The organism is Flavobacterium sp. (genome assembly GCF_040402835.1).
GTDB lineage: Bacteria > Bacteroidota > Bacteroidia > Flavobacteriales > Flavobacteriaceae > Flavobacterium.
In genome coordinates this window covers 20,555-43,940 of record NZ_JBBALW010000003.1, presented here as the reverse complement: position 1 = coordinate 43,940, position 23,386 = coordinate 20,555, and the positions used below count along the sequence as shown (strand labels likewise).

At 32.5% G+C, this 23,386-nt stretch carries 22 protein-coding genes and 1 other RNA gene; 13 read left to right on the top strand and 10 right to left on the bottom strand.

Going from position 1 to position 23,386, the window contains the following annotated elements:
• Positions 1–379: 379 nt before the first annotated feature.
• The 3 genes from AC9UEH_RS01855 to AC9UEH_RS01845 are packed head-to-tail and all read left to right on the top strand — an operon-like array spanning position 380 to position 3,905.
• Positions 380–868 (top strand): SixA phosphatase family protein, encoded by a 489-nt coding sequence (locus AC9UEH_RS01855; protein WP_509527917.1) that lies wholly within the window; start codon positions 380–382, stop codon positions 866–868.
• Positions 865–2,979 carry a polyphosphate kinase 1 gene (gene ppk1, locus AC9UEH_RS01850; RefSeq protein WP_509527915.1) on the top strand — a complete coding sequence of 705 codons (2,115 nt, stop codon included), beginning with the start codon at positions 865–867 and terminating at the stop codon, positions 2,977–2,979. Before AC9UEH_RS01855 ends, ppk1 begins: the two co-directional genes overlap by 4 nt.
• A gap of 35 nt (positions 2,980–3,014) precedes the next feature.
• The gene (locus AC9UEH_RS01845; protein ID WP_509527913.1) at positions 3,015–3,905 is read left to right on the top strand and encodes a Ppx/GppA phosphatase family protein; all 891 of its coding nucleotides are present in this window, start codon (positions 3,015–3,017) and stop codon (positions 3,903–3,905) included.
• Between the two features lie 8 nt (positions 3,906–3,913).
• Here AC9UEH_RS01845 and AC9UEH_RS01840 read toward each other — a convergent pair whose 3' ends face one another.
• Together AC9UEH_RS01840 and dnaX are read right to left on the bottom strand one after the other, a co-directional pair.
• A complete protein-coding gene (locus AC9UEH_RS01840) occupies positions 3,914–4,537 on the bottom strand; it encodes a DUF8439 domain-containing protein (protein WP_509527911.1) in 624 nt (207 codons plus the stop codon).
• Between the two features lie 56 nt (positions 4,538–4,593).
• Positions 4,594–5,679, bottom strand: a complete 1,086-nt coding sequence (gene dnaX / locus AC9UEH_RS01835; RefSeq protein WP_509527910.1) for a DNA polymerase III subunit gamma/tau — start codon at positions 5,677–5,679, stop codon at positions 4,594–4,596.
• Positions 5,680–5,907: 228 nt separating this feature from the next.
• Here dnaX and rnpB point away from each other — a divergent pair.
• Positions 5,908–6,220, top strand: an RNA gene (rnpB, locus tag AC9UEH_RS01830) — RNase P RNA component class A.
• Positions 6,221–6,223: 3 nt separating this feature from the next.
• Here the strand turns inward: rnpB and AC9UEH_RS01825 are convergent.
• A complete protein-coding gene (locus tag AC9UEH_RS01825) occupies positions 6,224–6,778 on the bottom strand; it encodes a GNAT family N-acetyltransferase (protein WP_509527908.1) in 555 nt (184 codons plus the stop codon).
• Between the two features lie 11 nt (positions 6,779–6,789).
• Positions 6,790–7,641, bottom strand: coding sequence for an aldose 1-epimerase family protein (locus AC9UEH_RS01820; RefSeq protein WP_509527906.1), 852 nt, complete (start codon positions 7,639–7,641; stop codon positions 6,790–6,792).
• A 199-nt stretch (positions 7,642–7,840) separates the two neighbouring features.
• Between AC9UEH_RS01820 and AC9UEH_RS01815 the strand changes: the two genes are divergently transcribed.
• Positions 7,841–10,105: a M1 family metallopeptidase gene (locus AC9UEH_RS01815; protein ID WP_509527904.1), complete on the top strand. Its 2,265-nt coding sequence runs from the start codon at positions 7,841–7,843 to the stop codon at positions 10,103–10,105.
• A 69-nt stretch (positions 10,106–10,174) separates the two neighbouring features.
• Here the strand turns inward: AC9UEH_RS01815 and AC9UEH_RS01810 are convergent, their stop codons facing one another.
• The 3 genes from AC9UEH_RS01810 to AC9UEH_RS01800 form a co-directional block, all read right to left on the bottom strand.
• Positions 10,175–11,212 carry an agmatine deiminase family protein gene (locus AC9UEH_RS01810; protein ID WP_509527902.1) on the bottom strand — a complete coding sequence of 346 codons (1,038 nt, stop codon included), beginning with the start codon at positions 11,210–11,212 and terminating at the stop codon, positions 10,175–10,177.
• Positions 11,212–12,099, bottom strand: coding sequence for a carbon-nitrogen hydrolase (locus AC9UEH_RS01805; RefSeq protein ID WP_509527900.1), 888 nt, complete (start codon positions 12,097–12,099; stop codon positions 11,212–11,214). The genes AC9UEH_RS01810 and AC9UEH_RS01805 overlap by 1 nt, the downstream gene beginning before the upstream one ends.
• Before the next feature lie 322 nt (positions 12,100–12,421).
• Complete coding sequence (locus AC9UEH_RS01800) at positions 12,422–12,937, bottom strand: fasciclin domain-containing protein (RefSeq protein WP_509527898.1); 516 nt, start codon at positions 12,935–12,937, stop codon at positions 12,422–12,424.
• A gap of 408 nt (positions 12,938–13,345) precedes the next feature.
• Here AC9UEH_RS01800 and AC9UEH_RS01795 point away from each other — a divergent pair, with 408 nt between their 5' ends.
• The 3 genes from AC9UEH_RS01795 to AC9UEH_RS01785 all read left to right on the top strand — a co-directional run bounded on the left by AC9UEH_RS01795 (position 13,346) and on the right by AC9UEH_RS01785 (position 15,011).
• Entirely contained in the window at positions 13,346–13,780 is a 435-nt protein-coding gene (locus tag AC9UEH_RS01795) for a hypothetical protein (RefSeq protein WP_509527897.1), read from the top strand.
• A gap of 235 nt (positions 13,781–14,015) precedes the next feature.
• Entirely contained in the window at positions 14,016–14,402 is a 387-nt protein-coding gene (gene ytxJ, locus AC9UEH_RS01790; protein WP_509527896.1) for a bacillithiol system redox-active protein YtxJ, read from the top strand.
• A 39-nt stretch (positions 14,403–14,441) separates the two neighbouring features.
• A complete protein-coding gene (locus tag AC9UEH_RS01785; RefSeq protein WP_509527895.1) occupies positions 14,442–15,011 on the top strand; it encodes a pentapeptide repeat-containing protein in 570 nt (189 codons plus the stop codon).
• Between the two features lie 125 nt (positions 15,012–15,136).
• Here AC9UEH_RS01785 and AC9UEH_RS01780 read toward each other — a convergent pair whose 3' ends face one another.
• From AC9UEH_RS01780 to glyA, 3 genes are all read right to left on the bottom strand, one after another.
• Positions 15,137–15,637 (bottom strand): GNAT family N-acetyltransferase, encoded by a 501-nt coding sequence (locus AC9UEH_RS01780; protein ID WP_509527894.1) that lies wholly within the window; start codon positions 15,635–15,637, stop codon positions 15,137–15,139.
• A gap of 20 nt (positions 15,638–15,657) precedes the next feature.
• Complete coding sequence (locus AC9UEH_RS01775; RefSeq protein WP_509527893.1) at positions 15,658–16,251, bottom strand: MiaE family protein; 594 nt, start codon at positions 16,249–16,251, stop codon at positions 15,658–15,660.
• A 73-nt stretch (positions 16,252–16,324) separates the two neighbouring features.
• Positions 16,325–17,599 carry a serine hydroxymethyltransferase gene (gene glyA, locus AC9UEH_RS01770; protein ID WP_509527892.1) on the bottom strand — a complete coding sequence of 425 codons (1,275 nt, stop codon included), beginning with the start codon at positions 17,597–17,599 and terminating at the stop codon, positions 16,325–16,327.
• Between the two features lie 110 nt (positions 17,600–17,709).
• Here glyA and fahA point away from each other — a divergent pair, with 110 nt between their 5' ends.
• The 5 genes from fahA (at position 17,710) to AC9UEH_RS01745 (ending at position 23,383) form a co-directional block, all read left to right on the top strand.
• Complete coding sequence (fahA, locus tag AC9UEH_RS01765) at positions 17,710–18,993, top strand: fumarylacetoacetase (RefSeq protein WP_509527891.1); 1,284 nt, start codon at positions 17,710–17,712, stop codon at positions 18,991–18,993.
• Positions 18,994–19,440: 447 nt separating this feature from the next.
• Positions 19,441–20,061 carry a GNAT family N-acetyltransferase gene (locus tag AC9UEH_RS01760; protein WP_509527890.1) on the top strand — a complete coding sequence of 207 codons (621 nt, stop codon included), beginning with the start codon at positions 19,441–19,443 and terminating at the stop codon, positions 20,059–20,061.
• Positions 20,062–20,063: 2 nt separating this feature from the next.
• The gene (locus tag AC9UEH_RS01755) at positions 20,064–21,254 is read left to right on the top strand and encodes an argininosuccinate synthase (protein ID WP_509527889.1); all 1,191 of its coding nucleotides are present in this window, start codon (positions 20,064–20,066) and stop codon (positions 21,252–21,254) included.
• Positions 21,247–22,224, top strand: coding sequence for an N-acetyl-gamma-glutamyl-phosphate reductase (gene argC / locus AC9UEH_RS01750; protein WP_509527887.1), 978 nt, complete (start codon positions 21,247–21,249; stop codon positions 22,222–22,224). The genes AC9UEH_RS01755 and argC overlap by 8 nt, the downstream gene beginning before the upstream one ends.
• A 19-nt stretch (positions 22,225–22,243) precedes the next feature.
• Entirely contained in the window at positions 22,244–23,383 is a 1,140-nt protein-coding gene (locus AC9UEH_RS01745; protein WP_509527885.1) for an aspartate aminotransferase family protein, read from the top strand.
• The last annotated feature ends 3 nt before the right edge of the window (positions 23,384–23,386 follow it).

The following is a 23,386-nucleotide window of genomic DNA, read 5'->3' as shown; positions in this document are numbered from 1 at the left end:
AGTTTTTCGATGGCTTTAAAATTATTATTGACAAGATAATTATTTTCAAAGTTGCAAATTCATTTTTTTTTACAATTTATAGCATACTATATGCCATTTTAATAAGAATAATTAGTACAAATACTGTACATGCCAAAATTAGTTTTAAAATTAATCTTTTATTTCAACTTAAGACATTTAAAATAATTATCTCGTAAAATATTTTAAATAAAAAGAAATTTTTGAACTCTAATATTAGTAGATAAATGGCACATAAATAGTTAACAAATTTAAATTTTAATCATAAATACATAAATAGTGGCTTTAAATAATTATTTATTTGTAAATTGTAAGTGAATTAAGGAAATGCCATTTCAAATTGTCAATAAATTACTTTTCTATGAAAAATTTAATACTAATTAGACATGCTAAATCCAGTTGGGACGCACCTGTGAATGATAAAGACCGCCATATTTCTAATCGAGGTGTAAAAGATGCTCATTTATTATCTTTGAATATTTTGAAATTTTTACCAAAAAAATTCGTTATTTTTAGCAGTAATGCAAAACGAGCATCAGAAACAGCTACAATTTTTGCTCAAAATTGGATGTGCCCATTTGAAAGCATTATTTTTTTGGATGATTTATACACATTTGATGAAAATCAGTTAGAACGAACTATAAAATCGTGCAACAATGATTATGAAAATGTTATTCTTTTCGGACATAATGCTGCAATAACAAATTTTGTTAATAAATTTGGCGATATTTTAATTGATAATGTACCAACTTCTGGTTTAGTTTCAATTAATTTTGATTTCGAGAATTGGAATTTATTAAGCAAAGGAAAGACGGAAAAAACACTTTTTCCAAGAGATTTAAAATTATGATTAGACCTATAGAGTATAAATATATAGATAGAGAAAAAAGTTGGCTCGCCTTCAATGCCAGAGTACTACAAGAAGCGGCAGATGAAAATGTTCCCTTATTAGACAGATTGCGTTTTTTAGGTATTTTTTCTAATAATTTAGATGAATTTTTCCGCGTTCGTTACGCTGCAATTCGTAGATTAAGTTTGTCAGGGGTTTCGGGAGAGAAAGTTTTAGGTGGAATTAGCGCCCATCAATTGGTAAAAGATATTACGGAAATTGTAATCCAACAACAATCCGAAAGTTTACGAATATTAAATATTATTGAGAACAACCTTCAAAAGGAAAATATTTTTATTATCAATGAAAATCAAATTTCAAATGAGCAGGAAAATTTTATTAAAGATTTTTTCATCCAAAAAGTGAGTCCAGCATTGGTTACAATTATCTTAAATGATTTGGCGGAATTCCCAATTCTAAAAGATACTTCTGGGTATTTGGCTGTAAAATTAGTAATGAAACCAGAAATAGAATCCAAAATTTTAGGATTTGTAAAACAAAAATCAGAAGTTCGGTATGCTGTTATTGAAATTCCAAAATCTATCAATCGTTTTGTCGTACTTCCATCAATCGATGAAAAGCAATATGTAATATTATTAGATGATGTAATTCGACATAATCTTTCAAGTTTGTTCAATATATTTGATTACAAAAGTGTTTCTGCACACATGATAAAAATCACTAGAGATGCCCAATTGGACATTGATAGTGATATGAGTAAGAGTATGTTAGAGAAAATTGCGACCAGTGTAAAAGACCGAAGAATTGGAGAACCTGTTCGATTTATTTACGACCAATCTATAGGAAAAGATACTTTGAAATTTTTCCTTACCAATATGGGAATTGATGCCTCAGACAGTATTATTCCTGGAGGAAGATACCACAACCGACGCGATTTTATGGATTTTCCAAACCTTGGAAGATTTGATTTATTATATGCTCCCAAAATTCCTTTACCAGTTGAGGGCTTGAGTCTTGACGGAAGTATTTTGAATAAAATTGCCAAGAAAGATTACCTTGTTAATGCACCGTATCAGTCTTTTTCATATATAATTAAATTCCTTAGAGAAGCTGCTTTAGATTCAAATGTGACCACTATTAAAATCACATTGTACCGATTAGCAAAAAATTCTCAAGTAATTAGTTCGCTTATAAATGCTGCCAAAAATGGTAAGAAAGTAACCGTGCAAATTGAACTTCAAGCTCGTTTTGATGAAGCGAGTAATATTTTTTATGCGGAACAAATGCAAACCGAAGGAATAGAACTAATTTTCGGAATTAAAGGATTGAAAGTTCACAGTAAAATTTGTCTTGTTGAAAGAATTGAAAAAGGAAAATTAGTTCGTTATGGAATTATTTCTACTGGAAATTTTAACGAATCTACAGCAAAAGTTTATACCGATGTCACACTTTTTACAAGCCATCAACAAATTTTAAAAGATGTTTCTAAAATATTTGAGTTTTTCAATGTTAATTATAGAGTTCATAGGTATAAACATTTAATTGTTTCGCCACATTACATGCGTTCAAAATTTAGTAAATTAATTGAAAGAGAAATTTCAAATGCTGAAGAGGGAAAAACAGCATTTATAAAAATTAAATTGAATAGTTTAACAGATATTCAACTCATTGATAAATTATACGATGCAAGCAATGCGGGTGTGAAAATCCAACTTCAAATTAGAGGAATTTGTTCTTTAATTCCTGGAGTTAAAGGCATGAGTGCCAATATTGAAGCGATTAGTATAGTCGATAATTATTTGGAACATTCTCGAGTTTACATTTTTAGCAATGAAAATGATCCCGAAGTTTATATCTCTTCAGCTGATATAATGACCCGAAATATTGACGGTCGAGTAGAAGTGACGTGTCCAATTTATGATGAACGAATTAAAAACGAACTAATTGATAATTTTAATATTGGATGGAAAGGAAACGTAAAAGCCCGATTACATTCAGAAAAATTAGATAATAAATATAGAGTTCGTGGAAGTAACCCAGTTTTCAGAGCGCAACAAGAAACCTATAATTATTATTTGAATAGGTTGAATGTTATTTCAGAAAATATATAATTACAATATTAATTTAGCCTAAAATAAGCATTTTAATGATTACAATAAGAAAATATGCAGCAATTGATGTTGGTTCAAACGCGATGCGGCTTTTGGTGGCAAATATTATTGAAGAAGAGGGAAAGGAAACCCAATTTAGCAAAAGTGCATTAGTTCGGGTGCCAATTCGTTTGGGTCAAGATGCTTTTACGGTTGGCGAAATTTCGGAAGAAAACATCGATAGAATGGTTGATGCTATGAAAGCTTTCAAATTATTGATGAAAGTTCATAAAGTAGAAAAATATATGGCTTGTGCAACTTCAGCAATGCGAGAAGCTTATAACGGAAGGGAAGTTGTAGAAATAATCAAGAAAAAGGCGGATATAAAAATCGAAATTATTGATGGCAAAAAAGAAGCGGCAATTATCGCTTCAACGGATTTACATTATCTATTAAAAACTGAAAAAACTTATTTATATGTTGATGTTGGTGGAGGAAGTACCGAGTTTTCATTGTTTTCAGATGGAAAAATGATTGTTTCTAAATCATTCAAAGTTGGGACAGTTCGTTTATTGAATGAAGTTGTAAGTGATTTAGTTTGGCTTGAAATTGAAAAATGGATAAAATTAAATACCGAAGATTTTGATGAGGTAACCTTAATTGGTTCTGGCGGTAATATCAATAAATTATTTAAAATGTCGGGGAAAATGCAAGATAAACCGTTGTCTTATATGTATGTAAATTCCCAATATGCATTTTTAAATTCAATGACTTACGAGCAAAGAGTTACCGATTTAGGATTGAATGCCGATAGAGCTGACGTTATTGTTTTGGCAACAAAAATATATTTGAATGCCATGAAATGGAGCGGTGCTAGAAGCATTTATGTTCCTAAAATCGGACTTTCTGATGGGATAGTGAAGGCATTGTATTATGGAAAAATATAATTTATTTTCTATAAATCTAAATCAAAAATTTTTCTAAGTAAATCTAAGTTAGGATTTTTTTCACTCAAACGATTGTATTTTTCCTGAACTGTAAAAGCTTGTTTGGTTGCTACTTTTTCATTTACATTAACTTCAATTGTGATGTTGTGGTTGTGTAAATGTCCTTTTAAATAGCCTAAAAGCCCATTTATTTCGGTTTCAAAATCTATTTTAGAACCTTGATTTGGTAGTTCCAAAGTAATGCTCGTTCCATTTAAAATAGGGTCATTAATTAACAATAACGATTCCATAATTTTATAGCCTTTATCACCCAAGCGTTGTGCATATTTATTCCAATGCAACAACATGTCAGTTTCGTTAAATGCTTCTGTTGGCAAATGAACTTCTTCTTTTACGATTGATTTCCCAGCTTCCAAAAGTTCTTTTTTGGCTCGAATACTTGCCAATGAAAAAGCCGAAACTTTAGGTTCAGATAAAATATCATAAGAATTTATATTTGAATTAGATACGATATTTTTAATAGGAATTAAAATTGTAGTTTCAACGGCTGTTTGAGGTTCGGAAATTTCAATTATTTCAGGAATTATTTCTACGGTACTTTCAGTTGCCACACTTTCTAGAAGCGGTTCCACAGCTGTAGATTTATCAGTAATTGAATAATCACTTTTACGAAAATTTGTGGGTGGAATTATATAGGATTCAACTTTTTTTTTTCTCCATCAAAAGTGATAGAGGCCAATTGCATCAAACAAAGTTCCACGAGTAAACGCTGGTTTTGACTTACTTTATATTTCAAATCACAATCGTTTGCAATTTCAATTCCTTTCAATAAAAATTCTTGAGATGCCTTTTGCGACTGAATTCCATATAATTGTTGCGCCTGTTCACCAACTTCTAAAAGCAATAAAGTTGATGGTGTTTTACTAACCAATAAATCTCTAAAATGAGAAGCTAATCCAGCTATAAAGTGGTGGCCATCAAAACCTTTAGAAAGGATTTCATTGTAAGCCAATAATAATTCAGGGATTTTATTTTCTAATAATAAATCGGTAATATTGATATACGTTTCATAATCAAGAACGTTCAAATTCTCGGTAACTGCCTGACGCGTAAGGTTATTTCCGCAAAAAGAAACCACTCTGTCAAAAATTGATAAAGCATCACGCATAGCACCATCAGCTTTTTGAGCAATAATATGCAATGCATCGTCTTCAAAAGAAACGCCTTGACTTTGTGCTACTTCTGCCAAATGTTCCTTTGCATCTTTAACAGTAATTCTTTTGAAATCAAATATCTGACAACGCGATAAAATCGTTGGAATAATTTTGTGTTTTTCGGTCGTTGCCAATATAAAAATGGCGTGTTTTGGTGGCTCTTCTAATGTTTTCAAAAAAGCATTGAAAGCAGCTGAAGACAACATGTGAACCTCATCAATAATATAAACTTTGTATTGTCCCGTTTGTGGCGGAATACGCACTTGGTCAATCAGGCTTCTGATGTCGTCAACAGAATTGTTGGATGCAGCGTCCAATTCAAAAACGTTAAATGCAAAATCTTCCGTTGGATCATCATAACCTGGTTGGTTGATTTTTCGTGCCAAAATTCGTGCGCAAGTAGTTTTTCCAACACCACGAGGACCTGTAAATAATAGGGCTGAAGCCAAATGATTGGTTTCTATGGCATTCAATAAAGTATTGGTTATGGCTTTTTGCCCAACAACATCTTTAAATGTTTTAGGACGGTATTTACGAGCCGATACTACAAATTGTTCCATGACATTATTCTAATTAAAGCAAATATAGGTTTAAATTTAGTGATTGAAAAATATAAATATTGAAAGATATTAATAACTTATTAAGACTGTCATTTGGAGATGGGGAACCTAGCCCTGATCGAAGCGGCATCCCACGCTTTTTAGCGTGGATACAGCGAAGAGCAGGAAATAGCTCCAAAAAATAAGTTTGATAAAGGTGCTAAACTTCATATTAAATAGTATTTTTGCAGTGCAGACCGCCTTATCGCCGCGATTTAATCGGGGAGGAAAGTCCGGACACCAAAGAGAAGCATAGCGGGTAACGCCCGTCATTTCGAGCAATCGAGAGAGGACAAGTGCAACAGAAAGTATGTACAGGTAAGGCTGTAGTGAAACCAGGTAAACTCTATGCGGTGAAATTTCAAGTATATCAATAGTCAAGGGCTTCTCGTCTGTTGTTGAAGGGTAGAAAGATGGATTTCGATAGTAATATCGGAACTAGATAAATGATAAGGCTCCGATTAATTGGAGACAGAACCCGGCTTATAGGTCTGCTTTTTTTAATTTACGATTTAGTATTCAACCGAGAATAAATAAAACAGTTTAAAAATTTACCATCATAAAATTCATTTTCTTTTAAATGTCCTTCTTTAACAAATCCATTTTTTTGTAAAACTTTTTCAGAAGCAGCATTTTCAGGGTCAATTACGGCTTCGATGGAATGCAACTTCATTTCATTAAATCCAAATTTCACAACAATTGCAACTGCTTCTGAAGCAATTCCTTTTCCGTGAATTTCTGGGAGTAGCATATACCCAATTTCTGAACGATAATGTTCGTGTTTGGTTCTATAAAAACCTATAATACCAAGTAATTTTGAGCTTCCTTTGATAGTTATTGCCCAATTTATTGCTTCATTTTTTTCTATTCCAGAATCAATCATTGCCAAGTGTTCCAAAGCTTCTTCATGGTTTTTTACCAAAGGTCTGGGAATGTATTTCATATTTTCGGCATCAGAACGCATCTCGAAAATTTCTTGCACATCATTTTTATCAATGCGTCGAAGCAATAGACGTTCGCTATCTATATTCGGAAATGGTTTGAAATTAAGAACTAACATGGTTTTTACTTTTATAAAATTTCAATTGAATATTCGGATTGAAATTGTTCACTAATTCCAATCATTTGAATTCCTTCTTTTTCTGATAATTCCCCTGAATTTTTCATTGTATCGGCATATCCAAACCACGGTTCTATACAAATATAAGGTGCTTTTTGTTTTGTCCAAATCCCTAAAGATGGAAATCCTTCAAATTTAACTTTCAGAAATGGAACGTTATTTTCAGAAATTATAATTGCTTTAGATTCTAATTTTTTAAAAATTAAAGCATCATTTTCAAATAAAGAATATGAGAGAGGCAAACGATTTTCTTTCATTGGTAATGAAATAGTTTCGTTGCAAATTAAATCGTTTTCAAGTTGCGAACAGATTAAAATTTCTGATTCCTCAAATTCCAATGAATAATTATCAAATTCATTTGGCAATGCAATTGCTGGATGTCCGCCAATTGAAAATGGCATTTCAAAATCATTGTTATTGATGACTTTATAACCAATTTTTAATTCTGAATTTACAAGCGTATAACTAATCTGCAATTCAAATTCAAACGGATAATTCTCTAAAGTTTCTTTATCATTTGTTACTGAAAAAACAACATTATCTGCTGATTTTTCAATAATATTAAATTCCATTTTATGAGCAAATCCGTGTCGTAATAAAGAATATGAGTTGCCTTTATAGGAATATGTATCGTCTTTTAAACAACCAACAATTGGAAATAAAATAGGCGAATGTTTGCCCCAAAATTCAGGATTTCCTTCCCAAATATATTCTTTGCAATTGGAGTTTTTTAGCGATATTAATTCTGCACCTAACGGATTTATTATTACAGTCAAATTAGAATTTGAAATAGTTGTATTCAATGTTTTATTTTTTGTAAAAGTATTTAATTCCGAGCGATTGAACTCTAATTTTCATTAAATTTTGTTAAAAATATTCCTATTTCAATAAAAAGTAGCAACTTTGAAATTCGTATTGTTTACTTATTTAAATGTTTTAATCTTATTGGTTGTAACATATATTTAAATGATTCGTTTTATCTAAAACCTAAAAAAAAAATAAATGAAAAACCATTTCACAAAAGCCATTTTATTTTCGGCTTTATTTTTCGGAACAGTAATTGCAAATGCGCAACAAGCCCCAGCAACTGAAACCAAATCAGTTTCAAATTACAATTATCATGATGCTTTTTCACCCAATTTTTATACCAAAAATGGAACTGCAACGCGTTCTGCAAGTGGTCAGCCAGGAGAAAAATATTGGCAAAATAGAGCCGATTATCAATTGACAGCAAATTTAAATGATAAAACAAGTGAAATAATTGGTACAGAAACCTTAACCTACACCAATAACAGTCCTGATAAATTGTCTTTTTTATGGATGAATGTAGATCAAAATCTATTCAAAACTGATTCTCGTGGAAATGCTGTAATTCCTGTAAGTGGTAGTCGTAACGGAGCAGCTGGAGAGAAATTTGATGGCGGTCACAAAATTAAATCCGTTAAAATAGTTGCTGTAATTGGTGGACAATCAGTTGAAAAAGAAGCTAAATTTGAAATCAATGACACAAGAATGAAAATTGTTCTTCCACAAGATTTGAATGCTAACGGTGCTTCATTAAAAGTAAAAATAGAGTTCTCCTATATTTCACCAAAATACGGTTCGGATAGAACGGGTGTTTTAGATACTAAAAACGGTAAAATTTTCACCATTGCCCAATGGTATCCAAGAATGTGTGTTTATGATGATGTAAGAGGTTGGAACACGCTACCGTACCAAGGAGCTGGTGAATTTTACTTAGAATACGGTGATTTCGATGTAACAATTACGGCACCTTCAAATCATGTTGTAGTTTGTTCGGGGGAATTAATAAATCCAAAAGAAGTCTATTCTGTTGCACAACAAAAACTTTGGGCAGAAGCAGCAAATAGTGATAAAACGGTCGTAATTCGTTCTGCGGAAGATGTTGCAAATGCAGTTTCAAAACCATTGGTTAAACCAACATTAAACTGGCATTATAAAATTAAAAATTCTCGTGATGTTTCTTTTGCTTCTTCAGCTGCTTTCATTATTGATGCGGCTAAAATTAACTTGCCAAGTGGTAAAAAATCTCTTGCAATATCAGCTTATCCAGTTGAAAGTGATGGCAATTCTGCTTGGGGACGTTCTACTGAATACACAAAAACATCAATTGAAAATTATTCAAAAAGATGGTTTGAATATCCTTATCCTGCCGCTACAAATGTTGCTGGTAATGAAGGTGGAATGGAGTACCCTGGAATCGTTTTCTGTGGTTGGGAATCTAAAGGAGAAGGATTGTGGGGAGTTACAGATCACGAATTTGGACACATTTGGTTTCCAATGATAGTAGGTTCTAACGAGCGTTTATTTGCTTGGATGGACGAAGGGTTTAATACTTTTATAAATTCTTTAAGCTCTGTTGATTTCAATAATGGAGAATATAAATCGCCTGTTACAGACATGCACCAAATGTCTGAAGCCTTTACTAAACCTTCAATGGAACCAGTTATGACGGCGCCTGATGGTTTTAAAGAAGCGAATATGGGAATGTTAGGATATTACAAACCCTCTTCAGGATTGGTAATGTTACGCGAACAAATTCTTGGAAAAGAACGTTTTGATACTGCTTTCAAAACCTACGTAGCACGTTGGGCATTCAAACATCCAACGCCAGATGACTTTTTCAGGACCATTGAAAATGTTGCTGGTGAAGATTTAAATTGGTTTTGGAGAGGTTGGTTTGTAAACAACTGGCGTTTTGACCAAGCAATTACGAAGGTTAAATATGTGAAAAACAACCCTAAATTAGGCGCTATTATTTCGATGGAAAACCTTGAAAAAATGGCACTTCCTGTTGTTTTAGATATTAAATTTAAAAGCGGAACCGTTACTCGTGTAAAATTACCTGTCGAAATATGGCAGAAAAATACCGATTGGTCTTTCAAAAATAATTCTACTGAAGAAATTGAAACCATCACTTTAGATCCAGATCACGTTTTCCCTGACGTAAATAGCGCCAACAATATTTGGAGTGCCGACAAAGGAGAATTAGAAAAAGATGTAATTTTAGATTCTTATTTAGGAAACTTTTCAAGTGCATTAATGCCTATTAAAATTAATTTCACGGAAGAAGACGGTTCACTTGTAGCCAATGCAACTGGGCAACCAAAATTACCTTTAGCAGCTGCTGGTAAAGATAAATTCACGTTTGAACAAGCAGGTTTAACAATTCAATTTAACGAAAGTAAAAGCGAATTTAATTTGTTAATCAACGGGCAAACAATTCTGTTTACTAGAGACAAATAAGATTTTAATTATTGATTCAAATGAAAACACCAACTGAAAAGTTGGTGTTTTTTTATGAAATATATTTTTTCAAGCCGGTATTTGCTGACTCAAACAATGCAATGTTCCAAATCCCCAAATCAAATCAATGGCACTAATTCCGATGACTTCACGGTTTGGGAAACATTCTGCCAAAACATTCAAAGCTATTCTATCATTGACATCATTGAAAGTAGGAACCAAAATACAATTGTTTAATATTAAGAAGTTCGCATAACTTGCTGGCAAAACCAATCCATCAAAAATAATGCGTTTCGGCATTGGCAATGCAATAATATTCAATGGTTTTCCATCTTCTAATTTTGCGTTTTGCAATCGTTTTAAGTTGTCTTGAAGAGGTTTATAGTTGCTGTCTTTTGTATCCGATTCAACGATAGTAACCACCGTATTTTCATTTACAAATCGACATAAATCATCAATATGACCATGCGTATCGTCGCCTTCAATTCCGTTTCCCAACCAAATAACATTTGTAATTCCAAGGTATTCTTTAAAAATAGCTTCGTAATCTGCTTTTGTGAAATCAGGATTTCTAACTTGAATCGTAGGATGCATCAAACATTCTTCCGACGTAATAAGTGTTCCTTTTCCGTTGGTTTCAATCGCACCACCTTCTAAAATCATTGGTTTTCCTTTGTAAGTAACTTGTGTTAAGGGAAGTTTCAGTGCTTCTGCAACTTTTGAAGGAACAAATTTATCCAATTGAAAGTTTTTATATTTCGCCCAACCGTTAAAATTGAAATTCAAGGCTTCTCGTTTAGAACCGTTTTTCACGATAATCGGTCCTGAATCGCGCATCCAACTTCTATTGGTTTTATGAATTATAAACGAAACTACTTTCAAATTAATTGCTGCAGTTTCAAGCATTCCTATGACTTTTGCTTTCAGATTTTCATCGGCAACTACCAAAACTACTTCTTCAAAAGTGGTAACTTTTTTAATAAATTCTACAATAGCCCATTGAATCGCTCCGTATTTCCCCGGCCAATCGATGCCATTATTAGGAAAACAAAGCAAAATCCCTTGTTGGTTTTCCCATTCTGCTGGAAATCTTCTTGAATTTGTCATTAGTCGATGGCTCTTTTAGTAAGATCCCCAAAAGCGTCAATTCTTCTGTCTCGTAGAAATGGCCAATTCTGACGCACATTTTCTTGTAATTCCAAATCCACTTCTGCAATCAGAATTTCTTCTTTATCGTGCGAGGCTTGCGCCAATATTTCACCCTGTGGTCCTGCAATAAACGAAGAACCCCAAAATTGAATTCCCGAAGTATTTGGCAAGTATTGTTCTAATCCAATTCTGTTTGCAGCAGCAACATAAACGCCATTTGCAACAGCGTGCCCCTTCATAACATTCATCCAAGCACCGTGCTGATTTTCGCCATATTGCTCCTTTTCCAACGGATGCCAACCAATTGCAGTGGGATAAAACAACACTTCAGCCCCTTTCAAAGCCGTCAATCGTGCTGCTTCTGGAAACCATTGATCCCAACAAATTAGCGTTCCAATTTTTCCTTTATTCGTCGGAAAAGCTTTGAAACCCAAGTCTCCAGGCGTAAAATAGAATTTTTCATAAAAATGAGGGTCATCTGGAATGTGCATTTTGCGGTACAATCCTGCTTCCGAACCATCAGTATCAATAATATAAGCGCTATTATGATAAATTCCAGCCATTCTTTTCTCGAAAAAAGGAACAACAATCACCACGCCCAATTCCTTTGCCAAAGCACTAAAAGCCACAAACGAAGTACTGTAAAGTGGCTCTGCCAAAGCAAAATTATCAACATCTTCACTCTGACAAAAATAATGACTGCTGTACAATTCCGGCAACGAAATAACCTCGGCACCCATTTTTGCGGCCTCACGAACCCAAGACAAACATTTTTTAAGGTTGTTCTCCGCAACATCATTCAAATTCAATTGAATAACCGCTATTTTGTATTTATTCTCTGGCATCGCTAAGTATTTAGACTGCAAAAATAGTTATTTTTATAAATAGTACTTAAAAAAATGTATCGAAAGTCTTGAAGTTTTGCATAGGAGTAGTAGTTTCTGTAATTCACCATCATTATTTATATTTGTTATGACTTGTTTCAGCATCTAAATGAAAGTTAGAATCTGAAATAAATTCAGATTAACAAAATTGAAAGATGTATGGAGAGGATAGCGTTCCCAACTCCCCAACTAAGTTCAAGAATAATTTTAAATGTTATTTTTGATACTATTATGCAAAAAAAAATCCCGCAATAGCGGGATTTCTAATCAATAATGCATTAAATTATTTTGGTAATACTACCGAATCAATCACATGGATAACACCATTAGTAGATTTAATATCTACCGCAGTAATTGTTGATTTGTTTCCTTTTTCATCCGTAAGCACGATGTTTTTTCCAACAAATTTTCCAACTAATTTTCCCCCTTGAACCGTTGTAAGTGTTGCGCTTCCATTCCCAGCTTTTATAGCAGCAGTTACCGCTTTGCTATCTAAATTTCCTGCAACAACATGGTAAGTCAAAATTGCTTGTAATTTTGCTTTGTTTTCAGGCTTCAACAATGTTTCAACTGTACCCGCTGGTAATTTTGCAAATGCTGCATTTGTTGGTGCAAAAACTGTAAACGGTCCTTTTCCAGACAAAGTTTCTACTAATCCTGCTGCTTTAACAGCTGCTACAAGTGTAGTGTGGTCTTTTGATGCAATGGCGTTTTCTACTACAGTTTTTGTATTCTGTGCATAAGTTGCCAAGCTCGTTACTAAAATAAATGCTACTACTAAATTTTTAAATGTTTTCATGTTTTTTTTTTAAATTATTCAACAAATTTATTACATAAATTGACGCTGTAATTTAGCTTTAACAAACATTTGTTAGGAGTTTTAGATGATTTTTGTGTTCAAATTATAGAAGTCAAGCGGTGTATAGAGAAATAAGAAAATCTATCTTTTAATAGATAAAACAAAGTTAATTAAATGTTATTGCTTTTTTAAATAGTATCCTTTCAGATAAGTTTACAAAACAGATTTAAACAGATTTTGAATAACTAAATGATCGATTAACCGATTAAACCCTAATTTCAGTAGTGAATTTTAATTTCCAATGTTAAGTTTTCATCGAATCTAAAAACTTAACATTGGATTTGTTTACAATTGAATTACATTTGTATAACATTAAATTAACATACTATTAATCAAATATATTTAAAAATGGAAGTGAATGAACAAACAGAAAATAGCACTCCTGAAAATGAAGGAGCAGTTATAAACGATCAGTCAGCAACAAAAAAAGTGGTTGCTCCTCGAAAACCAGCAGTAAGAAAACCAGCAATTGAAGTTACAACTATTGCTACTGAATTAGAAGTGAATAGCGAAATTCTCTTAACAGATTTATTAGTTGAAGTAGAAAGTATTACCTATCAAAACTCCAAGAAATTGGATAAAAAGAACCTTAAAAAATTAAAAAAAATGAAAGACAAAACGAAAGAAAAAGAGAAAAAAGCAAAAGATAAGCAAAAAGAAAAAGAGAAAAAAGCGAATAAAAAGAAAAAAGATGAAGCCAAAAAAGAAAAAGCCAAAAAGAAATTGAAAGAAAAAAAGGCTAAGAAAAAAGCTGCAAGCAAAAAGAAAAAATCAAAGAAATAATAGTTCTTATAAAAATCGAAAGTTTAACTTTCGATTTTTTTTTTGCCCCCAGTTGCTGAAAGTGAATGAATTTTATCAGAGATTTAAAAGAGTTAAATGGATTTACACCAAATAAACATTTACTATGAAAGAGGAAGACCTTCTTAAGTTTCGATTGTAAATTTATATTTATAGTCGTATTATTTGACAGATATTTAGATAACTTTGCAAAATCATTAATTCATCTAAATTCACTATGAGTATTTTTAATTCAATTTTTAAAACTTCAGAAAACACTACAAATCCTTCAAAAATAAATTGGGTTTCCCTCTCAGATTTGGGACAACTCAATGAAATCAGCCAACTTTCAAATAAAAAACCGGTGGTGATCTTCAAACACAGCACCCGCTGTAGTATTAGCCGAATGGCTTTGAAGAATTTTGAAAAAGAATTTGATTTGTCAGATCAAGTCACGCCTTATTTTTTAGATTTAATTACTTTTCGCGATATTTCTAATGAAATTGCTTCTCGTTTTGATGTCGTTCATCAATCGCCGCAATTAATATTAATAGTTGGAGGGAAATCGGTTTATGATGTTTCCCACAGTGCTATTGATGCTGACGAATTGAAATCTAAAATATAAAAAACGCATCGTAATTTTACTATTTATCCAAAGGATTTAATGAGTGACTATTTTCTTGATGTCGAGCACAATGGAATTACTTTTGGTGAAAACGAAATCAGTTATAAAGAATTTGAAAATTGCACTTTTACAAACTGTGATTTTACAAATTGTATCTTTATGGCTTCGACTTTTATAGATTGTAATTTTAATAATTGCAACTTTAATGCTGCCAAAATTAATCACACTTGTTTGAGAACGGTGTTTTTTAATAAATGTAAAATTAGCGATGTCAATTTTGCAATGATTGATAAGCTTATCTTTGAAATTCACTTTAAAGATTGCATTTTAGACTTTTCAAAATTCTATGCTTTGAAGATGAAAGGTTTTACATTTACCGATACAAGTCTTGTGGCTGTTGACTTTATGGGAACTGACTTAAGTGAAGTGGTATTTGAAAACTGTGACTTGTATCGAAGTGAATTTGATAAAGCCATTGCCAATAAAACAAATTTCAAAACGAGTTACAATTATACAATCAATCCAGAAAAAACTAAAATTAAGAAAGCAATTTTCTCTTTAGAAGGCGTAAAAGGATTGCTTTATAAGTATGATATTATTGTGAGATAAGTAAGTCGAAAGTTATAATGTCGTAAAGTCAAAAGTCTATAAAAAAACTATCAAAATTTGATAATTATACTCAATTTCATATTTATAGAAAACGACACTTTATCAAACTTACTACTTATTTGGAATCACTTCAATTTTTTCTCTAAAATATAATCTTCCATCAAATAGCCAAAATCTAGCTCAACATCTTCTTCGCCCACTTTTTCAAAACCTAATTTTTTATAGAAATTGAAAGCAGTATTGAACCGATTTACATTCAATGAAATGATAGTATCATCGTTTTCAAAGGCTAATTTTTCTACTTCGGCAAGTAGTAATTTTCCAGCACCTTTTCTTTGAGATTCAGGAAGTAAGTAAATTTTATGCAATCTGGTTTTAGTTCCACCCAAATAATGATGTTCATAAGATGCAAATCCCAAGCAAATGTTTTCTTCTTTAACCAATAAAAAACGATGGTTTTTAGTACTGAAATTATCATTTAGAGCAGCATCCGAATAGAATTTCTCCAACATATAATCTAATTGAGCTTTTGATAAAATAGAACCATAAGCAACAGGCCAAGTTGTTTTTGCAATTTCTCGAATCACAGGAAAGTCAGTAGATTTGGCTTCAGATATTGAAATCATTTTAGAAATTGAATTTAGATTTATCCGTGCATTGTTTCTCGTTTTCCATAATTTGCTATTACAGAAGCTTCGAATTCAATCCATTCGCGCCATCTTTTTTCAACATCAATTCCGTGTCCGTATTTTCGAGCGTAGGTAATAAAAGTAGTATAATGTGCCGCTTCACTTTCCATTAATTCTCTGTAGAAAACAGACAATTCTTCGTCTTTAATATTTTCTGAAAGTACTTTGAATCGTTCGCAACTTCTGGCTTCAATCATCGCCGAAAACAACATCCTTTCTACAAAACCAGAAACCCGACTTCCGTTGTTGCTTTTCTTCATATATTGTGCTAATTCGCCAACATATTCGTCTTTTCGTTCCCGTGCCAATGTCAATCCACGCTTTTTAATAATATTGTGAACCATCTGAAAATGCTCGATTTCTTCTTTGGCCAACGCCAACATATCCGAAACCAAATCAGGATATTCAGAATTAATGGTAATTATTGTAATGGCATTTGAAGCTGCTTTTTGTTCGCACCAAGCGTGGTCAGAAAGGATTTCTTCGATGTTGGTTTCCACAATATTAACCCAACGAGGATCTGTTGGTAATTTTAATCTTAAAACTGACATATATTTTAGTTTAAAGTTTAAAGTTCAAAGTTTAAAATTGCTATAACTTTAAACCTTAAAACTGCACTCTTTTTTAGAAAACGAACATTGCTCTTTCTCCCATCATTTCATTAACTTCATCTGCAACTTGCTCAATTACAGCTTCGTCAGTGTGGTTCATCAAAACTCTGTCAATTAATTCAACAATCGTTTCCATATCACTTTCTACCAATCCACGAGTTGTAATTGCTGGTGTTCCCACACGAATTCCTGAAGTTACAAATGGTGATTTATCATCAAATGGAACCATATTTTTATTTACAGTAATTTCGGCTTTCACCAATGCATTTTCGGCTTCTTTACCGTTAATATTTTTATTTCTTAAGTCAATTAACATCATGTGATTGTCAGTTCCACCAGATATTAAATCGTAACCTCTTTTCATAAATGCTTCCGCCATGGCTTTTGCATTTTTTTGAACTTGTAGAGAGTAACGGAAAAATTCATCTGTTAATGCTTCTCCAAATGCCACTGCTTTTGCCGCAATAATATGCATTAAAGGACCACCTTGATTTCCTGGAAACACTGCTAAATCTAATAAAGACGACATCATTCTAATTTCACCTTTTGGAGTAGTTAAACCAAATGGATTCTCAAAATCTTTTCCCATCATAATTAATCCACCTCTTGGACCTCGCAATGTTTTGTGAGTGGTTGTGGTTACAATGTGACAATGAGGAATTGGATCATTCATCAATCCTTTTGCAATTAACCCAGAAGGATGAGAAATATCGGCCAATAAAAGTGCACCAACGCTATCCGCAATGACTCTGAAACGTTCAAAATCCATATCACGACAGTAAGCTGATGCTCCTGCAATAATTAATTTTGGTTGTTCTTTTGTAGCAATTTCTTGAATTTTATCATAATCAAAACAACCTGTTTCTTTTTCAACACCATAAAAAGAAGGTGTATATAAACGTCCCGAAAAATTCACAGGAGAACCGTGCGTTAAATGTCCTCCATGCGATAAATCAAAACCTAAAATTTTATCTCCAGGTTTCAAACACGCATGATAAACTGCTGTATTTGCTTGTGAACCTGAGTGTGGTTGCACATTTGCATATTCAGCGCCAAAAAGTTCTTTTGCTCTATCAATCGCAATTTGCTCTACAATATCAACCACTTCACAGCCACCATAATATCTTTTTCCTGGATATCCTTCGGCGTATTTATTGGTTAAACAAGAACCTGCTGCTTCCATTACTTGGTCGCTTACAAAATTCTCTGAGGCAATAAGCTCTAATCCGTGAATTTGTCTGTCTTGTTCTTCTAAAATAAGGTCAAAAATTTGGTTGTCGTGTTGCATCTTGTTGTATATGTTAATTTTTATGCAAATTTACAAAAAAAAGGTTTGTATAAATTTTAGTTTATGATATATTTGGTACATATTTTTCAACAATATAATCAACAAAAAAAATGCCAATATCAGCAAACGATCCTAAAAGAAAATCTTGGTTAGAAGTTTCTAAAGAAAGTGATTTTCCAATTCAAAACATTCCTTTTGGAGTTTTTTTAACACGTGAAAATGTAGTTACTGTTGGAACTAGAATAGGAAATTTTGCCATTGATTTAGGTGCTTTACAACAATTAAATTATTTTGAAGACATAGAATTAACCGATGATATGTTCATGCAAGACACTTTAAATGACTTCATTTCAGATGGTAAAAAAACATGGCGCTTGGTTCGGAATCGAATAGCAGATATTTTTGATGCTGAAAATCCGAAATTGCGTGACAATCCAAAACATAGAAAAGTTATTATTTTCAATATTAATGAAGTTGAAATGCAATTGCCAGTATTAATTGGGGATTACACCGATTTTTATTCCAGTAAAGAACACGCTACCAACGTAGGAAAAATGTTTCGGGACCCCGAAAATGCCTTGTTACCCAATTGGCTTCACATTCCAGTTGGTTACCACGGACGAAGTTCTACTATTATTCCATCGGGAATTCCTGTTCACCGACCAATGGGGCAAACCTTGCCAGCAGGCGAAACTTCTCCTGTTTTTGGGCCATCAAGATTAATAGATTTTGAAATGGAAACAGCATTTATTACTACAGACGTAAATATTATGGGTGAAAATATTCCAATTCACGAAGCCGAAGATTATATTTTTGGGATGGTTTTGTTAAACGATTGGAGCGCACGCGACATTCAAAAATGGGAATATGTTCCGCTAGGTCCCTTTTTAGCTAAGAATTTTGCATCTTCAATTTCTCCATGGATTGTAACAATGGATGCATTAGAACCTTTTAGAACTAAAAGTCCAAAGCAAGAGCCTACACCACTTCCGTATTTGCAACAAAAAGGGAAACATTCATTTGATATAAATTTAGAAGTTGCGATTCAACCTGAAAATGGTCATTTAACCGTAGTTTCTAAAACTAATTTTAAATATATGTATTGGACGATGAGCCAACAATTAGCACATCATACTTCCAATGGTTGTCGCGTAAATTCAGGCGATATGATGGGTTCAGGAACTATTTCAGGACCAACAGCAGACAGTTTTGGATCGATGTTAGAACTAACTTGGGGAGGCAAAAATCCTATTGTACTAAAAGATGGAACAGAACGTAAATTCATCAACGATTATGATACGGTAATTATGAAGGGATTTTGTCAAAATAGCCATGTAAGAATTGGCTTTGGAGAAGTTTCAAGCAAGTTATTGCCGCCATTCGTTAGAAAATAATTTTATAATTATACAATTTAAGCCTAATAGATTTCAATCTGTTAGGCTTTTTTTATTTGAAATAAATAATATTCAATGAACTTTAATTTTGAATTTATTAAAAAAATACCAAAAAAAATGTAATACTCATTTTTTTAAAGTACAAAAAAATAGATATTCGTAAAAGTGAAATTTTATCTTTAAAAAAGGATTTCGATACCTTTAAAATTATGTACTATTGCATTATGAATAAATCGAGTTTACATATAACTTCATTTTCTCGGAAAAATACACCCATGGCTTCACCCGGAGTTCGGACACTATAACTATAGTTCCACTTTTCGTATTTTTTATTCATATATTAAATTATCATTTTGAAATCAACACAATATTTTACTGGATTTTATATCCAAGAAAGAATAAATTCCATTCTTAAAAATTTAATTAAATCAAAAATCAACCTTTGAAATGAATATTTCTATAGAAATAACACAAGAGAAACACTATTGCTATTCGCAAGAAATTTGCGATACAATTGAAAAATCTGCGCAATTACGAGGTACAGGTATTGCAAAACGAACTCCCGAATACATTCAGAAAAAGATGGAATCGGGCGATGCTATGATTGCTTTAGACAAAGGGAAATTTGTTGGCTTTTGTTATATCGAAAGTTGGCAACACGGAAAATTCGTAGCCCATTCAGGACTTATTGTACACCCCGATTATAGAAATTTAGGATTGGCCAAAGAAATTAAATCTAAGGTTTTTGACTATTCTTTAAAAAAATATCCAGATGCCAAAATATTTGGAATAACTACCGGTTTGGCAGTAATGAAAATTAATTCTGATTTGGGCTATAAACCAGTTCCTTTTTCTGAATTAACAACTGACCCAAGTTTTTGGTCAGGATGTAAAACATGTGCCAATTTTGAAATTCTAAAAAGTAAAGAAAATAAAATGTGTTTGTGTACAGGAATGTTATATGATGCGAAAGAAAAACCAACCGTTGTTCAAAAACATCCTTTTAATCTTAAAGTTTTCAACAGATTAAAATCAATCAAACAAGCACTTTTCTTAAAGAAACAATAAATATGAAAAAAGTAGTATTAGCTTACAGTGGCGGTTTAGACACTTCCTATTGCCTTAAATACTTGGTAAAAAAAGGATTTGAAGTGGATACCGTTCTTGTAAATACAGGTGGTTTTTCTTCTTTGGAATTGAAAGCTACCGAAGTCAGAGCCTATGAATTGGGAAGCTCAAAACACACCAATCTTGATATTATTGAGAAATATTATGAAAAAGCGATTAAGTATTTGATTTTTGGAAATGTACTGAAAAATAATACCTACCCATTATCGGTTAGCGCTGAACGTGTTTTTCAAGCTTTAGAAGTTATAAAATATGCTAAAAAAGTTGGGGCAACAGCCATCGCTCATGGAAGTACGGGTGCTGGAAACGACCAAATTCGTTTTGATATGATATTCCAAACCATAGCTCCCGAAATTGAAATTATCACACCAATTAGAGATTTAAAATTGACACGCCATGAAGAAGTTGCTTTTTTACAAGAAAATGGCGTTTCCTATTCTTGGGAAAAAGCGCAATATTCAATCAATAAAGGAATCTGGGGAACGAGTGTTGGTGGCAAAGAAACATTGACTTCAAATCTTCCTTTGCCAGAAGAAGCTTTTCCATCTCAATTAAAGAACATAACACCTGAAAAGGTAGTTTTAGAATTCAAAAATGGAGAGTTTGTAGCATTAAATAACGAATTCAATAAACCGTCTGTGAATATTCAAAAATTAGAGGCCATCGCAAGTGCATTTGCCATTGGTCGAGATATTCATGTTGGTGATACCATTATTGGAATTAAAGGAAGAGTGGGTTTTGAAGCTGCAGCTCCATTAATTATTATCAAAGCACATCATTTACTGGAAAAACATGTGTTGTCAAAATGGCAACAATATTGGAAAGAACAACTGGGAAATTGGTATGGAATGTTATTTCACGAAGGGCAATTTTTAGATCCTGTGATGCGAAATGTAGAAACGTTTTTGGCGGATACTCAAAAAACGGTCACTGGAAAAGTAACGGTAACGCTTCAACCGTATCATTTTTCTTTAGATGGAATTGAATCGGAGCACGATTTAATGAATTCTAAATTTGGGCAATACGGCGAAATGAACAATGCTTGGACTGCAGACGATGCAAAAGGATTTATAAAAATTATGGGAAATGCACAAAATATTTACACTCAAATAAATCACTTGGATTATGATTAATATAGGAATTATTGGTGGTTCAGGATATACGGCAGGCGAATTAATTCGTTTGTTAGTGCATCATTCTATGGTAACAATTGATTTTGTTTACAGTACAACAAATGCTGGAAAATCAATTGCAAGTGTTCATCAAGACCTTTTAGGAGATACAAATCTTGTGTTTACAGACACAATAAATCCAAAAGTAAATCTTGTTTTTTTATGTTTGGGACATGGAAAATCAAAAGCGTTTTTATCTGATAATCAATTTGATAAAACTACCAAAATAATTGATTTAGGAAACGATTTCAGATTTTTGAATGATGCTAAATTCCAAGATAAAAACTTTATTTATGGTTTGCCGGAATTAAATAAATCGGAAATTAAATCAGCTGATTGTATTGCAAATCCAGGTTGTTTTGCCACGGCAATTCAGTTGGCTTTGTTGCCTTTAGCTGCCGCAAATGAGTTACAGAATAGCATTCATATTAATGCCACAACAGGAAGTACGGGTGCTGGCGTTCAACCAAGTGCAACAACGCATAACAGTTGGAGAAACAATAATATGTCTCATTACAAAGCTTTTGAGCACCAACATTTAGGTGAAATTCACAGAAATTTGATAGAAGTTCAAAAGGATTTTGACCAAGAAGTACTTCTAATTCCTAATCGTGGGGATTTCACCAGAGGGATTTTTGTAACCACTTACACTAAAACGGAATTATCAATAGAAAACCTTGTAAAAATCTTTGAAGAATTTTATGAAAGTTCCCCATTTGTGGTAGTTACGACCTCAGAAATTAATTTGAAACAAGTCGTTCAAACTAATAAATGTATCATCAGTATAGAGAAAAAAGGCGAGTATGTTTTAATTACCTCTATAATTGATAATCTTTTGAAAGGTGCTTCTGGTCAAGCAATTCAAAATATGAATTTGATGTTCGGATTTGATGAAACAGAAGGAATAGTATTAAAATCAAGCGGTTTTTAATTTATAAAACATACAAAAAATGAATTTATTTGACGTTTACCCATTATATTCAATAACTCCTGTAAAGGCTTTAGACTGCATTATCACAGACGAAAACGGTGTTGAATATTTAGATTTATATAGCGGTCACGGAGTAATTTCCATTGGCCACAGCCATCCTGAATATGTAAATAAGCTTAAAAATCAGTTGGATAAAATTGGCTTTTATTCCAATGCAATTCAAAATCCACTTCAAGTGGAATTGGCGAAAAAATTGGGAGAACTTTCTGGATATGAAGATTATAGTTTGTTTTTGTGTAGTTCGGGTGCTGAAGCAAATGAAAATGCATTAAAATTAGCTTCTTTTTATACCGAAAAATCACGAATTATTGCGTTTGAAAATTCCTTTCACGGAAGAACTTCAGCAGCAGTTGCAGCTACGGATAATAAAAAAATTGTAGCTCCAATGAATGCGCAACAAAGCGTAACTTTTTTACCTTTAAATAAAATTGAATTGGTTGAAAACGAACTCGAAAAGGGTGATGTTTGTTGTGTAATAATCGAAGGAATTCAAGGAGTTGGCGGATTAGATGAAGGTACAACCGATTTTTTTCAATCATTAGAAAAAGTTTGTGAAAAGTACCATGTAGTTCTTATTTTAGATGAGGTTCAGTCGGGATACGGGCGAAGCGGAAAGTTTTTTGCACATCAATACCACGATATAAAACCAGATATTATTTCTATTGCGAAAGGAATGGGGAATGGATTTCCAATTGGTGGCATACTAATATCGCCAAAAATCAAAGCAAGTTATGGATTGTTAGGAACTACTTTTGGAGGAAGTCATTTGTCTTGTGCAGCAGGAATTGCTGTATTAGAGACTATCGAAAACGAGAAGTTACAAGAAAATGCTATGCAAATCTACAATCACTTTTTGGAAGTTATAAAAGACATGCCTTATGTCAAAAAAATAAAAGGAAAAGGATTGATGTTAGGGTTGGAATTTAATTTTGATGTAAGTGAACTCCGAAAAAAATTAATTTTAGAAAAGCATGTATTTACAGGAAATTCAAGTAATAAGAACCTACTTCGAATTCTCCCGCCATTAACAATAACGAAAGAAGCTATCAATCATTTTATAAAAGTTTTGAGAGAAGCTTTAGAAGAATTAAAATCATAAATA

Excerpts from the sequence above, each read along its gene's own strand:
- AC9UEH_RS01855 (WP_509527917.1), top strand. The coding sequence starts at position 380 with ATGAAAAATTTAATACTAATTAGACATGCTAAATCCAGTTGGGACGCA.
- ppk1 (WP_509527915.1), top strand. The coding sequence starts at position 865 with ATGATTAGACCTATAGAGTATAAATATATAGATAGAGAAAAAAGTTGG.
- AC9UEH_RS01845 (WP_509527913.1), top strand. The coding sequence starts at position 3,015 with ATGATTACAATAAGAAAATATGCAGCAATTGATGTTGGTTCAAACGCG.
- dnaX (WP_509527910.1), bottom strand. The coding sequence starts at position 5,679 with ATGGAACAATTTGTAGTATCGGCTCGTAAATACCGTCCTAAAACATTT.
- AC9UEH_RS01825 (WP_509527908.1), bottom strand. The coding sequence starts at position 6,778 with ATGTTAGTTCTTAATTTCAAACCATTTCCGAATATAGATAGCGAACGT.
- AC9UEH_RS01815 (WP_509527904.1), top strand. The coding sequence starts at position 7,841 with ATGAAAAACCATTTCACAAAAGCCATTTTATTTTCGGCTTTATTTTTC.
- AC9UEH_RS01810 (WP_509527902.1), bottom strand. The coding sequence starts at position 11,212 with ATGACAAATTCAAGAAGATTTCCAGCAGAATGGGAAAACCAACAAGGG.
- AC9UEH_RS01805 (WP_509527900.1), bottom strand. The coding sequence starts at position 12,099 with ATGCCAGAGAATAAATACAAAATAGCGGTTATTCAATTGAATTTGAAT.
- AC9UEH_RS01800 (WP_509527898.1), bottom strand. The coding sequence starts at position 12,937 with ATGAAAACATTTAAAAATTTAGTAGTAGCATTTATTTTAGTAACGAGC.
- AC9UEH_RS01795 (WP_509527897.1), top strand. The coding sequence starts at position 13,346 with ATGGAAGTGAATGAACAAACAGAAAATAGCACTCCTGAAAATGAAGGA.
- ytxJ (WP_509527896.1), top strand. The coding sequence starts at position 14,016 with ATGAGTATTTTTAATTCAATTTTTAAAACTTCAGAAAACACTACAAAT.
- AC9UEH_RS01785 (WP_509527895.1), top strand. The coding sequence starts at position 14,442 with ATGAGTGACTATTTTCTTGATGTCGAGCACAATGGAATTACTTTTGGT.
- AC9UEH_RS01780 (WP_509527894.1), bottom strand. The coding sequence starts at position 15,637 with ATGATTTCAATATCTGAAGCCAAATCTACTGACTTTCCTGTGATTCGA.
- AC9UEH_RS01775 (WP_509527893.1), bottom strand. The coding sequence starts at position 16,251 with ATGTCAGTTTTAAGATTAAAATTACCAACAGATCCTCGTTGGGTTAAT.
- glyA (WP_509527892.1), bottom strand. The coding sequence starts at position 17,599 with ATGCAACACGACAACCAAATTTTTGACCTTATTTTAGAAGAACAAGAC.
- fahA (WP_509527891.1), top strand. The coding sequence starts at position 17,710 with ATGCCAATATCAGCAAACGATCCTAAAAGAAAATCTTGGTTAGAAGTT.
- AC9UEH_RS01760 (WP_509527890.1), top strand. The coding sequence starts at position 19,441 with ATGAATATTTCTATAGAAATAACACAAGAGAAACACTATTGCTATTCG.
- AC9UEH_RS01755 (WP_509527889.1), top strand. The coding sequence starts at position 20,064 with ATGAAAAAAGTAGTATTAGCTTACAGTGGCGGTTTAGACACTTCCTAT.
- argC (WP_509527887.1), top strand. The coding sequence starts at position 21,247 with ATGATTAATATAGGAATTATTGGTGGTTCAGGATATACGGCAGGCGAA.
- AC9UEH_RS01745 (WP_509527885.1), top strand. The coding sequence starts at position 22,244 with ATGAATTTATTTGACGTTTACCCATTATATTCAATAACTCCTGTAAAG.